Below are 12,771 nucleotides of genomic sequence, written 5' to 3'. Positions count from 1 at the left end.
GGGATGACATGAGCGCTGACGGTCAGGCAAGAAGCCACTGGTTCGACGACGAGGCCGGGCCGGTCGTCCGCCCGTACGCCATGACGCGCGGCCGCACCAGCCACGCGGCCCAGCACCGCCTCGACCTGATCGCGGTGGTCGTCACCGAACCCCACGCGGGCGACCCGGAACGGGATCCGACGCTGTCCCCGGAGCACGTGGAGATCGTCGGGCTGTGCCGGGACGCCCCGCAGTCGGTCGCCGAACTCTCCGCCGAACTCGACTTGCCCATCGGCGTCGTCCGGGTCCTCGTCGGCGACCTCGTGGACGCGGGACTCGTGCACGTGAACCGTCCGGTGCCCCCGGCCGAACTGCCGGACGAGAGCATTCTGCGCGACGTGATCAGCGGCCTGCGGGCGCTGTGAGCGGCGCGGGGGCCGCCGCGCGCGGAATGCGGCCCACCGCCCACCGACCTTCATCAAGCAGGAGAAGAGACCGATGATCTTCGGGCGTTCCGAGCGTGGCAAACCCCCGGTCGAGCCCGTCACGTTCAAGATCCTCGTGGCCGGCGGCTTCGGCGTGGGCAAGACCACGCTCGTCGGCGCGGTCAGCGAGATCAGACCGCTGCGCACCGAGGAACCGCTCACGGAGGCCGGCCGTCCGGTCGACGACATCAGCGGTGTGGAGGGCAAGCACACCACCACCGTCGCGATGGACTTCGGCCGCATCACGCTGCGCGAGGACCTGGTGCTGTACCTCTTCGGCACACCCGGCCAGGAACGGTTCTGGTTCATGTGGGACGAACTGTCCGAGGGCGCGCTCGGCGCCGTCGTCCTCGCCGACACCCGCCGCCTGGAGGACTGCTTCGCGGCCGTCGACTACTTCGAGCGCCGTTCCATCCCGTTCCTCGTCGGCGTCAACTGTTTCGAGGGCGCCGCCCGCTACCCGGCGCAGGAGGTCCGCAGGGCACTCGATCTGGACGACCACGTACCCCTCGTGCTGTGCGACGCGCGCGACCGCGAGTCGGTCAAGGAGGTCCTGATCGGCGTCGTACGGCACGCGATGACCCACGCCGCGGAGCGCCGCCGGGCCGTCACGACCTGACGCCGCTCCCCGGGCACGACCTGACGCCGCTTGCGGGTACGGCAGGCACGCCCGTTCCCCGGGTGCGGCAGGCGCGCCCGTTGCCCGGCACGGCACGGCCCGTACCCCCGCCGACCGGGGTACGGGCCGCAGACCCGTTCGGACACCCCCTGCGGGCGGGACCAGCCGTCGCCGTCCCCACCCAGTGGACGCCGCTCCCCGCGGCCCCGCACCGGGCCGCGCCACGCCGCGGTGAAGACCGGCTCGCCCGGTGCCCGGCCATCCGGGACGACCAGCGCACCCGGCAGCCTCGCTGATGCCCCATCAGCTCGCGCCCGCCCCGGGCGCCGGGCACCCCGGCCGCCGCGGCACCCCCCGCACACCCCGCAGCACCTCGTGACCCGGCATCCCCGCACGGCCCCGCACCCAGCTGGTCCCGCCCAGCGCCTTGGCCGCCTTCTTCAGGGGGGCCAGACAGGCAGCCGCCTGCCGGTGGTCCGCCACGCTGCCGGGCCCGCACACGACCGTGGCCAGGGACAGCGTCACCGCTCGCCCGCCCGCCGACCAAGGAGCGTCCAGCACCGAGGCGGCCAGCGGATCGAGGCCCTCCGGATCCGCCAGCACCAGGAAGTCGTCCCCGCCGATGTGCCCCACCCGGACGCTCCCCGACGCCGCGAGCTGCAACGCCCTCCCCACCGACCGGATCAGTTCGTCACCCGCCGCGAATCCCGCCCCGTCGTTCACCTGCTTGAAATGGTCCACGTCCAGCCAGCTCAGCGCGAACGCCCGCCCGTCCGCGATCCGCCGGTCCACCTCACCGGTGATCGCGTCCGAACCCGGCAGCCGGGTCAGCGGATTGAGCCCGGCCGCCTCCTCGACGCGGGACTCCGCCAGCGCCCGCACCAGGTCGGCGAGGCGCACGACGCCCACGCACCGCCCGGACCCGTCCACGACGGCCACATCGTCCGACGTACGGTCCCGCTCCCCGTCCGCCACCACGTCCAGCACCTCCCACGCGGTGGCGTCGACCCCCACCGTCCGCGGCGGATCGCCCAGTCTGGCGGCGGGCCGGTCGGCGTACAGCGCGTGCCCGTACCGCCCCGACATCGACAGCAGGAACCGGGACCGGTGCACCGAGCGGACCGGCACCCCGTTCCGGTCCACCAGCAGCACCCCGGACACGTCCGGTGACCCGGTCAGCAGCGTCCGCACCCGCGACGCGGACGCCGTGTCCGGCAGCAGAGCGGCCGGCCGCACGAACTCCCGCACCGACGGACCGGCCCGTGCCGCGCCGCCCGGACCGGGGGAGCGGGGCGGCACGTAGACGTCCGCCGCGGGCCGCCTGGCCGGCGGGGCGAACAGCGTGCCCTGCGCCAGCTGCGCCCCGGCCGACCGCGCGGCCGCGCACTGCAGTTCGGTCTCCACGCCCTCGACGGCGAGCAGCGCCCCCGACTCGTCGCACAGCGTCCGCATGGCCCGCACGACGGCCGGCCGGGACAGCAGCGAGCCGTCCAGCTTCACCAGATCGGGCGCCAGGTCCGCGAGCAGCCGCAGGGGCACGTCGCCGTCCCCGACACCGTCCGCGCTGACCCGGAAACCCGGCTCGCGCAAGGCGGCCACCGCGTCCAGCAGAGCCTGTCGCGGCACATGGGTGTACGGCGGGACCACGTCCACGGTCACCTCCCAGGGCAGCCGCCCGGCCGCCCGCACCGCGTCGGTCAGCGACGTGAGCCCGCCCAGGTCGGCGAGGGTCCCCGCGAACACGTTGACGTGCAGCGGCAGCAGCGTCTCGTGGCGCACGGCCGCCCGGACCGCGAGCACGGCCAGCCGGCCGTCGAGTCCGGGATCCCTGCGGGCCTCGGCCAGGACGTCGCCGGTTTCCGGGCGGGCGAGGACCTCCAGTGCCGCGACCGCACCGGTGGACAGGTTGACCACCGGCTGGAATGCGAAGCGGAGCGTGTCCGACCAGGTGTGCACGGCAGCATGATGGCGCCGGCCGCACTGGGCCCGGCGCAGTTCATGAGACGTTCACACAGCATTCCCGGCCGGTCACACAGCGTACGAACGACTCACCGCGCAACGACCGGCCGCACGCGGGAGGCCGTACGCACGATCGGAAGCGGACCCGCGTCCGGCCACTTCCCCACCGCCCCCACCGCCTGGTAGACGCAGGCGACATGACACGAATCGCCTGCCTGGCCCGCCGCGTGATCGTCGCCGCGGCCACCCTGCTGGCCGTGACCACCGCCGCCCCCACCGCCACCGCCCGGCCCGCCACCGACCCCGCAGCACCGCGGGACTTCGTCGCCCTGCGCACCGTGGACCGCACAATCCTCCAGGAGATGCGCTACTTCACCCCGCACAACTTCGTCGGCCGGCGCATCGACGGCTACCGGCAGCCCCTGTGCGTCCTCACCCGCCCCGCCGCCGAAGCCCTCCACCGGGCGCAGACGAAACTGCTGCGCCAGGGCTACACCCTCAAGGTCTACGACTGCTACCGGCCGCAACGCGCGGTCGACCACTTCGTCCGCTGGGCGAAGGACCTCGGCGACCAGGCGATGAAGGACGAGTTCTACCCGAGGGTCGACAAGACCCGGCTCTTCGCCGACGGTTACATCGCCGAGAAATCCGGCCACAGCCGCGGCTCCACCGTCGACCTCACCATCGTGAAGCTCCCCGTGAAGCACGCCGGGCCGTACGTCCCGAACCGGCCCCTGGTGCCCTGCTACGCCCCCCAGGACGAACGCTCCCCCGACAACTCCGTCGACATGGGCACCGCGTTCGACTGCTTCGACACCCTCTCCCACACCCTCGACCCACGCGTCCGGGGCGAACAGCGCGCCAACCGGCTGCTGCTGAAGAACACCCTCGAAGCCCTCGGATTCGTCAACCTCGCCGAGGAGTGGTGGCACTTCACCTACAAGCCCGAGCCCTACCCCGACACCTACTTCGACTTCCCCGTGTCCGCGAAGTCCCTCGCCCACGGCCGCTGACCAGCCACCCCACGGGACGCCCTCTCCACGATCGGATACAGTGCGCGGCGTGTCCGAACCCCAGCTCGCCAACTCCGGCCCCGGCTCCCACTGTTCGAGCTGCGGAACGCCCTACGGAGAGGGCGCCCGCGACTGGCCCCGCACCTGCCCCTCCTGCGGCTCCGTCGCCTACCGCAACCCCCTGCCCGTCGCGGTCGCGCTGCAGCCCGTGCGCGACGCCCAGGGCACCGCCCTCGTCGTGATCACCCGCACCGTGCCCCCCGCGCGGGGAGGCGTCGCACTGCCCGGAGGCTACGTCGACCACCGCGAGGACTGGCGCCAGGCCGTCGTCCGCGAACTCAAGGAGGAGACCGGCATCGACGCGGCGGCCCACGACGTCCGCCTCATCGACGCCGCGTCCTCCCCGGACGGCCACCTGCTGCTGTTCGGGCTGCTCCCCGAGCGCCCCGCCGACGAACTGCCCGCCTCCGCCGCCACCGACGAGACGGAGGGCTGGCACCTCCTGCGCGGACCCGAGGAACTGGCCTTCCCGCTGCACACCCTGGCCGTCCGAGCCTGGTTCGAGGGCCGCTACGCCTAGGGCCTTTCGTTTGGATCAGCCCGGCTTGAGGTCCGGAGCCTCTCGACCGACCCGAGCGGGGTCTGGTGCGTGCGGCTGCGAGGCGGTGAGGGAGTCGACGCGGAGCGTCGGCGACCGACGACAACGCCGCGGATGCGCGTGCCAGGCCCCGCGACGCCGGGGTGATCCAAACGACAGGCCCTAGCTCCGCCCACGGCGGGCTCCCGCTCCCGCGTGGCTCTCACCCCTCCGCGAGCCCGCGGATCCGCACCGGGCAGGGCGGCTCGGCCGGCCCGCCCCCACCGTCCCGTTCGACCACCACCCGCCGGCCCGAACGGCGGGCCACATAGCGCTCGACAGCGGGCTCCTCCCAGCCCTCCCCGGCGTCCGGCACCACCAGCCCGCCACCCGCCCGCCCCCGCGCGGGAGCCCACACCTCCAGCTCCGGACCACCGTCGTCCCCGCGCACCGGCAGCACGGCACCCGCGCGCGCGAACACCGGGATCCGCGACAGGGGAGCGTCGGCCGCCACCCGCCCGGGCCCCTCGTACGCGCGCCCCGTGGCCGTGTCGTACCAGCGCCCGCGCGGCAGCTGCACCGTCCGCCGCCGCACACCAGGATCCAGCACCGGCGCCACCAGCAGGCAGTCGCCCAGCAGGAAGGCGTCCTCACAGTCGCGCAGCGCCCGCTCCTCCGGCGCCCCCCACCACACCGGCCGTACGAAGGGCGCCCCCGTACGCCGGGCCAGCTGCGCCAGCGTCACGAAGTACGGCAGCAGCCGCCGCCGCTCCAGCAGCGCCCCGCGCGCGTGCTGCAGCACCTCCGGCCCGAACTCCCACGGCTCCCTGGGCCCCGCCCCCGGACCCGCGTGGGTGCGGAACAGCGGCAGATACGCGCCGAGCTGGAACCAGCGCAGGAACAGCTCCGGATCGGGAGTGCCGTCCCGGTCGCCCACATCAGGCCCCGAGTACGGCACCCCGCACAGGCCGAGCCCCAGCACCAGCGCCAGCGACGCCCGCAGCCCGCCCCAGCCCGTCGCCACCTCACCCGACCACGCCCCGCCGTAACGCTGCATCCCGGCCCAGCCGGAGCGCGACACGACGAACGGGCGCCGGTCCGGCGCCAGCCCGGCCAGCCCCTCGTACCCGGCCCGCGCCATGCACAGCGCGTAGACGTTGTGCGCCTCGCGGTGATCACCCCCGCGCCCGTCCAGCGCGTGCCGGGCCGACCGGGGCAGCGTCGTCTCGCCGAACGCCGCGAACGAGGTCGGTTCGTTCATGCCGTGCCAGAACCCCGAGAAACCCCGGTCCAGCCGCTCCTCGTAGAGCCCGCCCCACCACCGCCGCACGCGCGCGTGCGTGAAGTCCGGGAACACCGACTCCCCGGACCTCGCCGGCCCCCGCACCAGCCGCCCCGACGCGTCCCGCACGAACGCGTCCCCCGCCGTGCCGCCGTCGTACACGGCGTCGCCCGGCTCGGCCTTCACCGCCGCGTCCACGACCGACACCAGCCGGATCCCGTCCTGCCGCAGCTCCTCCGCCAGCTGCGGCAGCTTGGGAAAGCGGTCCGGGTCCACGGTGAAGACCCGGCGCTCCTCGTGGTGATCGATGTCCAGGTGGACCGCGTCCAGCGGCAGACCGCGCTCCCGGTAGCCCGCGACGACCCGCCGCACCTCCTCCTCACTGCCGAAGCCCCACCCCCCGTGATGGTGACCCAGCGCCCACGCCGGCGGCAGCGCCGGCGCCCCCGTCAGCGAGGCCCAGGCGAGCAGCACGCGCGCGGGGGTGCCGACCATCACCCAGCAGCGCAGCGGACCGCCCTCCATCCGCAGCTCGCTCGTCCCCGCCCGGTCGTGGCCCGAGCCGGCGCCTTCGACGCCCTCCCGCAGCAGCACCGTGCCGTCCCATGTGCTGTCGTGGAAGGCCAGGTGCGTGCCCGCGTCGCTCACCACCCACTGCACCGGCATGGTGATGTACAGCGGATCGTCCCCCGGCGCGAAGGCCCGCCCGGGATCGCTGTTCCACAGCCGGTACGCGCCGTCCCGCAGCCGAGGCCCCGACGCCCGGCCGCCCAGCCCGAAGAACCGCGCGTCCGCCGGCACCTCCGACCGCTGCGTCCAGCGCGCCGGGCCCCCGCCGGCCGGCTCCCACCACCGGGGCGGCAGATCACGGCGCAGCGTCACCCCACCGGGAGTGCGCACCTCGATCGCCCCCAGCCGCGACACCACCACCGTCATCCGCTCGGCCACCACCCGCCAGCCACCGTCCTTGTCCGGCTCCAGTACGGCCCGCGGATCGGGATCCGGACAGCGTCCGGCGAGCGCGTACGACGGCTCCGGACCGGCCCCGTCCCAGCCCCAGAAGACCGCGCCGCCCACCGTGACCGCGATCCGCAGCCGCGAGCCGCCGAACCGCAGCGTGCCCCCGCCGGGCCCCGGCTCCGCCGACTCCAGCACACCGGGCACCCGCGCGCGCTCCGCACCGCGCGGCGGCAGCCCCACGGCGTCGGCCCGCCGCCTGCGCCAGGCCGCCCGCACGGTACGCAACCCCTGCGCCGCCCCCACGGAACCGACCGCCTTCAACGAACGCACCAGGTCACGACCGTCCATGCTGCTCACCCTGCCACTGTTCGGACGGTACGCGGGTGTCGTTCAACTGCCGTTCACCCGTGCCGCGACCACATCTTCACGAGAGGGACTATGTGCGGCGCACCCTGGTGCAGAAGTCGATCACATGGCATCGTCCGTGTCAGCCGCGTCACGCGCACACCCCAGCACGTGCGCGGAGGACGCACACGACGCGCACAGTCCGGGAGCCGCCCCATGTCGACCCTGAACCCCCAGCCGCTCTGGCAGCCCGATCCGGAACGCATCGCCCAGGCACAGATCACCAGGTTCCAGGCCTGGGCCGCCGAGCACCACGGCGCCCCCGCCCAGGGCGGCTACGCGGCACTGCACCGCTGGTCCGTCGAGGAGCTGGACACGTTCTGGAAAGCCGTCACCGAATGGTTCGACGTCCGCTTCTCCACCCCCTACGCGCGCGTGCTCGGCGACCGCACCATGCCCGGCGCCCAGTGGTTCCCCGGAGCCACCCTGAACTACGCCGAACACGCCCTGCGCGCCGCCGCCACCCGCGCCGGCGAACCGGCCCTCCTCTGCGTCGACGAGACCCACGAGCCCCGCGCCGTGACCTGGTCCGAGCTGCGCCGCCAGGTGGGTTCCCTGGCCGCCGAGCTGCGCGCCCTCGGCGTACGCCCCGGCGACCGCGTCAGCGGCTACCTCCCCAACATCCCGGAAGCCGTCGTCGCCCTCCTGGCCACCGCGGCCGTGGGCGGCGTCTGGACCTCCTGCGCCCCCGACTTCGGCGCCCGCAGCGTCCTCGACCGCTTCCAGCAGGTCGAACCGGTCGTCCTGTTCACCGTCGACGGCTACCGCTACGGCGGCAAGGAACACGACCGCCGCGAGACCGTCGCCGAGCTGCGCCGCGAGCTGCCCACCCTGCGCGCCGTCGTCCACGTCCCCCTCCTCGGCACCGGAGCCCCCGAGGGAGCCGTCGAGTGGGCGGCCCTGACGGGCGCGGACGTGGACCCCGAGTTCGAGCAGGTCCCCTTCGACCACCCGCTGTGGGTCCTCTACTCGTCCGGCACCACCGGCCTGCCCAAGCCGATCGTCCAGTCGCAGGGCGGCATCCTCGTCGAACACCTCAAGCAGCTCGGCCTGCACTGCGACCTGGGCCCCGGGGACCGCTTCTTCTGGTACACCTCGACGGGCTGGATGATGTGGAACTTCCTCGTCTCCGGCCTCCTGACCGGCACCACGATCGTCCTCTACGACGGCAGCCCGGGACATCCCGACACCGGCGCCCAGTGGCGCATCGCCGAACGCACCCGAGCCACCCTCTACGGCACCTCGGCCGCCTACGTCATGGCCTGCCGCAAGGCAGAGGTGCACCCCGGACGGGACCACGACCTCTCCGCCGTGCGCTGCGTCGCGACCACCGGCTCCCCGCTCCCCCCCGACGGCTTCCGCTGGCTCCACGACGAGGTCCGCGACGACCTGTGGATCGCCTCCGTCAGCGGCGGCACCGACGTCTGCTCCTGCTTCGCCGGCGCCGTGCCCACCCTCCCCGTCCACATCGGCGAACTCCAGGCCCCCGGCCTCGGCACCGACCTGCAGTCCTGGGACCCGAGCGGCAAGCCCCTCACCGACGAGGTCGGCGAACTCGTCGTCACCAACCCCATGCCGTCCATGCCGATCTACTTCTGGAACGACCCCGACGGCAGCCGCTACCACGACAGCTACTTCGACACCTACCCCGGCGTCTGGCGCCACGGCGACTGGATCACCGTCACCTCCCGCGGCTCCGTCGTCATCCACGGCCGCTCCGACTCCACCCTCAACCGGCAGGGCGTGCGGATGGGGTCCGCCGACATCTACGAAGCCGTCGAGCGCCTCCCCGAGATCAGGGAATCACTCGTCATCGGCATCGAACAGCCCGACGGCGGCTACTGGATGCCCCTCTTCGTCCACCTGGCCCCCGGAGCCGTCCTCGACGAGGCCCTCCTGAACCGCGTCAAGCGGACCATCCGCGAACAGCTCTCCCCGCGCCACGTCCCCGACGAGATCATCGCGGTGCCCGGCATCCCGCACACCCTCACCGGCAAGCGCATCGAGGTCCCGGTCAAGAGACTGCTCCAGGGCACCCCTCTGGAGAAGGCCGTCAACCCCGGCTCCATCGACAACCTCGACCTGCTCCGCTTCTACGAGAACCTGGCCCGCGAGCGCGCCTGACCCCGCCACCGAAGACCCCCCGCGGCCTCGGACGCCCGCAACCCCGGCCGTCCGAGGCCGCTCGCCCGCCGCTGTCAGTGCTCCCCGTTACGGTGAGTGAGCATTGACCGACCGTGTGCACAGGGGGAAACATGACGCACACCGACGACCTGACCATGCGACGCGTCCTGCGCCGCGAGATCGCCGGCACCATCGGCCTGCTCACCGACGAGCACGACTTCCGTGCCATGCGGCGCTACCGCAGCTTCACCTTCGAGGACCACCGGATCTACCTCCAGCAGGTCGAGGCGCTCCTCAAGACCCGAGCCGCCCAGGGCACCCACACCACGGTCGCCCTCTTCGACCCCGAGGAGTACGCCGACTACTGCGCGGACCGGGGCCTCGACCCCGACACCCCGGCCAGCCGCGGCCGCTTCACCGCCGAACTCGCCGCCACCGGCCCCACCGTTCCCTACGAGGGCCAGCCCCTCACCGACCTCGTGCCCACCCTCGTCGACGAAGCCGTCCGCCAGGCCACCTGGGACTACGCCTCCGCCCTCCTCGCCCGGCTCGGCACCTGCGCGACCTGCGGCGAGGACCTCGGCCGCTCCGCCTTCACCCACGCCTCCGCCCTCCTCGTCCGCATCCTCGACACCGCCCCGCCGGGCCGCCGGCACCTCGTCTGCAGCGTCTCCGGCGCCGCCGAACCCGTGGTCGCCGTCCTCCACGCCGACGACCACGACGGCACGACCGAACTCGACGAGACCGAGGCCCTGGAGTTCACCACCGTCCTCGCCCTCGGCATCGCCACCCGCGGCCCCGGCGGACTCGTCATGCGCACCAGCGCACCCGGCACCGCCGACCGCGTCTACGGCTGGCGGATGCGCGGCAACGGACTCGAACCCCTCACCGCGGGCGAGGTCTTCGACGCCTACTGCACCGACGCGGAATCCGGAGAGCTGATCTCACCCGAATCAGGGGTCGACTACTGCGCCCCGCCCGACCTCGGCGACCTCGGACCCGCACCCCACCGGCACCGGCACTGAACGCGGCAGGGGCGCCCCACCCGAAGGCGGAGCGCCCCTGCGGCCGGCGAACAGCACCGGGCGGGCCGGACTACTCGCCGGACAGCACCGCCTGAGCGGCGCCGCGCGCCTCCTCGGCCGTGTCGGCGGCACGCGCGGCCGCGGCCGCACGCTCGCACTGCGCCAGCGTGTACTTCGCCAGCGTCGCCCGCACATACGGAATCGACGCCGCACCCATGGACAGGGAGGTGACCCCCAGACCGGTCAGCACACACGCGAGCAGCGGGTCGGACGCCGCCTCACCGCACACACCGCAGCTCTTCCCCTCGGCCCTCGCCGCCTCGGCGGACAGCGCGACCAGGTCGAGCAGCGCCGGCTGCCACGGGTCCTGCAGACGGGACACCGCACCGACCTGACGGTCGGCGGCGAAGGTGTACTGCGCGAGGTCGTTCGTCCCCAGCGACAGGAACTCGACCTCCTGGAGGATCGAGCGGGCCCGCAGCGCCGCCGACGGGATCTCCACCATCGCACCGAACTTGGCCCGCACCCCGGCCGCCCGGCACGCGTCGGCGAACGCCCGGGCGTCCGTGCGGTCCGCCACCATCGGCGCCATCACCTCGAGGTGGACCGGCAGCCCCTCGGCCGCCTTCGCCAGCGCCGTGAGCTGGGTGCGCAGCACCTCGGGGTGGTCCAGCAGCGTGCGCAGCCCGCGCACACCGAGCGCCGGGTTCGGCTCGTCCGCCGGGGTCAGGAAGTCCAGCGGCTTGTCCGCGCCGGCGTCGAGCACCCGCACCACGACCCGGCCCTCCGGGAACGCCTCGAGCACCTGCCGGTAGGCCTCGACCTGCTTCTCCTCGGACGGAGCGTTCTTGTTGTCGTCCAGGAACAGGAACTCGGTCCGGAACAGACCGACACCCTCCGCGCCGGCCTCGACCGCCGCGGCCACGTCCGCGGGCCCGCCGATGTTGGCCAGCAGCGGCACCTTGTGACCGTCGGACGTGACCCCCGGCCCCGTCGACCCCGCCAGCGCGGCCCTGCGCTCGGCGGCCGCCGCCTCGAGCTGCGCCTTCTTCTCCTCGGTCGGGTCCACGAAGACCTCGCCGCTGCTTCCGTCGACGGCGACGATCGTGCCCTCGGCCAGCTCACCGGCGCCCGGCAGCGCCACCACGGCCGGCACCCCGAGCGCCCGCGCCAGGATCGCGCTGTGGCTGGTCGGCCCGCCCTCCTCGGTCACGAAGCCCAGCACCAGCGCCGGGTCGAGCAGCGCCGTGTCCGCCGGAGCCAGGTCCCGGGCGACCAGCACGTACGGCTCGTCGCTGTCCGGCACACCCGGCATCGGCACGCCCAGCAGCCGGGCGACGATACGGTTCCGCACGTCATCGAGGTCGGCGACGCGACCGGCCAGGTACTCACCGGCACCGGCCAGCAGGTCCCGGTAGGCGGCGAACGCGTCGTACACGGCACGCTCGGCCGTGCTGCCCACGGCGATCCGCCGGTCCACGTCCGCGATCAGCTCGGGATCCTGGGCCATCATGGCCTGCGCCTCGAGCACGGCCTGGGCCTCGCCGCCCGCCAGGTTGCCGCGCGCCATCAGGTCGGCCGCCACCGCGTCCACGGCCTGGCGGGCGCGCCCCTGTTCGCGCTCCGCCTCCTCGGCCGGGATCTGCTTGGCGGGCGGTTCGAGCACCGCCGTCCCCATGTGCCGAACCTCGCCGATCGCCACCCCGTGGCTCACGCCGACGCCTCGCAGCGTTGTCTCCATCTCACCCGTCTCCGATAGTGCGGCGGACCCCGCCGCCGCGATGGTTGTCCTGCCTGGCCGCCCCACGGCGGCGTGACGTCACTTCCAGACGAAAAGGCCGTCGCCGACCTTGACGTCTCCGTCCTCGCGCAGCTCGGAGAGCGCCTCGGCGGTGGCTTCGAGCGCCACCACGGGGCAGACCGGGGACTTGCCGGCCGCCTCGACGGCCGCCGGGTCCCAGCGCACGACGGCCTGGCCGCGCGTCACGGTGTCGCCCTTGTTCACCAGCAGCTCGAAGCCCTCGCCGTTGAGCTGCACGGTGTCGATGCCGAGGTGGGTGAGCACCCCGTGCCCGTCCGGGTCGACGACCACGAAGGCGTGGGGGTGGAGGGAGACGATGACTCCGTCGACGGGGGCGACCGCCTCGGAGGGCTCGCGTACGGGGTCGATGGCGGTGCCCGGGCCGACCATGGCCCCGGAGAAGACCGGATCGGGCACGGCGGCCAGTCCGATGGCGCGTCCTGCGAGCGGGGACGTCACGGTGGTCATGGGAAGCCTCCCAGGGGTGGAGATGGATGGGCCGTCACTGTCTGTCCCGGACGATGCACTGAGCAGCAGCGTAT

The 12,771-nt window shown here is 73.9% G+C and carries 10 protein-coding genes; 6 read left to right on the top strand and 4 right to left on the bottom strand.

The genetic code is table 11. The annotated features are described in order from the left end of the window. Nucleotides 1-8 precede the first annotated feature (8 nt). Both SGLAU_RS05525 and SGLAU_RS05520 read left to right on the top strand, forming a co-directional pair. Nucleotides 9-404, top strand: a complete 396-nt coding sequence (locus SGLAU_RS05525) for a DUF742 domain-containing protein (protein WP_043498852.1) — start codon at nucleotides 9-11, stop codon at nucleotides 402-404. Between the two features lie 73 nt (nucleotides 405-477). Further along, nucleotides 478-1,083 carry a GTP-binding protein gene (locus SGLAU_RS05520; RefSeq protein ID WP_043498850.1) on the top strand — a complete coding sequence of 202 codons (606 nt, stop codon included), beginning with the start codon at nucleotides 478-480 and terminating at the stop codon, nucleotides 1,081-1,083. A gap of 303 nt (nucleotides 1,084-1,386) precedes the next feature. Here SGLAU_RS05520 and SGLAU_RS05515 read toward each other — a convergent pair whose 3' ends face one another. Further along, nucleotides 1,387-3,039 (bottom strand): GGDEF domain-containing protein, encoded by a 1,653-nt coding sequence (locus SGLAU_RS05515; protein ID WP_043498848.1) that lies wholly within the window; start codon nucleotides 3,037-3,039, stop codon nucleotides 1,387-1,389. 200 nt (nucleotides 3,040-3,239) lie between these two features. Between SGLAU_RS05515 and SGLAU_RS05510 the strand changes: the two genes are divergently transcribed. Beyond that, complete coding sequence (locus tag SGLAU_RS05510) at nucleotides 3,240-4,055, top strand: M15 family metallopeptidase (protein ID WP_043498847.1); 816 nt, start codon at nucleotides 3,240-3,242, stop codon at nucleotides 4,053-4,055. Between the two features lie 49 nt (nucleotides 4,056-4,104). Continuing rightward, complete coding sequence (locus SGLAU_RS05505; protein WP_043506324.1) at nucleotides 4,105-4,635, top strand: NUDIX domain-containing protein; 531 nt, start codon at nucleotides 4,105-4,107, stop codon at nucleotides 4,633-4,635. A 220-nt stretch (nucleotides 4,636-4,855) separates the two neighbouring features. Here SGLAU_RS05505 and SGLAU_RS05500 read toward each other — a convergent pair whose 3' ends face one another. Then, nucleotides 4,856-7,222 carry a glycoside hydrolase family 31 protein gene (locus tag SGLAU_RS05500; protein WP_043498845.1) on the bottom strand — a complete coding sequence of 789 codons (2,367 nt, stop codon included), beginning with the start codon at nucleotides 7,220-7,222 and terminating at the stop codon, nucleotides 4,856-4,858. Nucleotides 7,223-7,435: 213 nt separating this feature from the next. Here SGLAU_RS05500 and SGLAU_RS05495 point away from each other — a divergent pair, with 213 nt between their 5' ends. Together SGLAU_RS05495 and SGLAU_RS05490 are read left to right on the top strand one after the other, a co-directional pair. Continuing rightward, entirely contained in the window at nucleotides 7,436-9,403 is a 1,968-nt protein-coding gene (locus SGLAU_RS05495; RefSeq protein ID WP_043498843.1) for an acetoacetate--CoA ligase, read from the top strand. Between the two features lie 131 nt (nucleotides 9,404-9,534). Further along, complete coding sequence (locus SGLAU_RS05490; RefSeq protein WP_043498841.1) at nucleotides 9,535-10,428, top strand: hypothetical protein; 894 nt, start codon at nucleotides 9,535-9,537, stop codon at nucleotides 10,426-10,428. Nucleotides 10,429-10,498: 70 nt separating this feature from the next. On the opposite strand, the gene ptsP is transcribed toward SGLAU_RS05490, so the two are convergent. Both ptsP and SGLAU_RS05480 read right to left on the bottom strand, forming a co-directional pair. After that, nucleotides 10,499-12,169: a phosphoenolpyruvate--protein phosphotransferase gene (ptsP, locus tag SGLAU_RS05485; RefSeq protein ID WP_043498839.1), complete on the bottom strand. Its 1,671-nt coding sequence runs from the start codon at nucleotides 12,167-12,169 to the stop codon at nucleotides 10,499-10,501. Between the two features lie 78 nt (nucleotides 12,170-12,247). Beyond that, on the bottom strand, nucleotides 12,248-12,697 hold the full coding sequence (locus SGLAU_RS05480; protein WP_043498837.1) for a PTS glucose transporter subunit IIA: 450 nt from the start codon (nucleotides 12,695-12,697) through the stop codon (nucleotides 12,248-12,250). Between the last annotated feature and the right edge of the window lie 74 nt (nucleotides 12,698-12,771).

The organism is Streptomyces glaucescens, from assembly GCF_000761215.1.
Lineage (GTDB): Bacteria > Actinomycetota > Actinomycetes > Streptomycetales > Streptomycetaceae > Streptomyces > Streptomyces glaucescens_B.
This window is presented reverse-complemented; position numbering and strand designations above follow the sequence as displayed.

Bases quoted from the DNA above. Each gene is read 5' to 3' on its own strand.
- SGLAU_RS05525 (WP_043498852.1), top strand. From the start codon at position 9: ATGAGCGCTGACGGTCAGGCAAGAAGCCACTGGTTCGACGACGAGGCC.
- SGLAU_RS05520 (WP_043498850.1), top strand. From the start codon at position 478: ATGATCTTCGGGCGTTCCGAGCGTGGCAAACCCCCGGTCGAGCCCGTC.
- SGLAU_RS05510 (WP_043498847.1), top strand. From the start codon at position 3,240: ATGACACGAATCGCCTGCCTGGCCCGCCGCGTGATCGTCGCCGCGGCC.
- SGLAU_RS05500 (WP_043498845.1), bottom strand. From the start codon at position 7,222: ATGGACGGTCGTGACCTGGTGCGTTCGTTGAAGGCGGTCGGTTCCGTG.
- SGLAU_RS05495 (WP_043498843.1), top strand. From the start codon at position 7,436: ATGTCGACCCTGAACCCCCAGCCGCTCTGGCAGCCCGATCCGGAACGC.
- SGLAU_RS05490 (WP_043498841.1), top strand. From the start codon at position 9,535: ATGACGCACACCGACGACCTGACCATGCGACGCGTCCTGCGCCGCGAG.
- ptsP (WP_043498839.1), bottom strand. From the start codon at position 12,169: ATGGAGACAACGCTGCGAGGCGTCGGCGTGAGCCACGGGGTGGCGATC.
- SGLAU_RS05480 (WP_043498837.1), bottom strand. From the start codon at position 12,697: ATGACCACCGTGACGTCCCCGCTCGCAGGACGCGCCATCGGACTGGCC.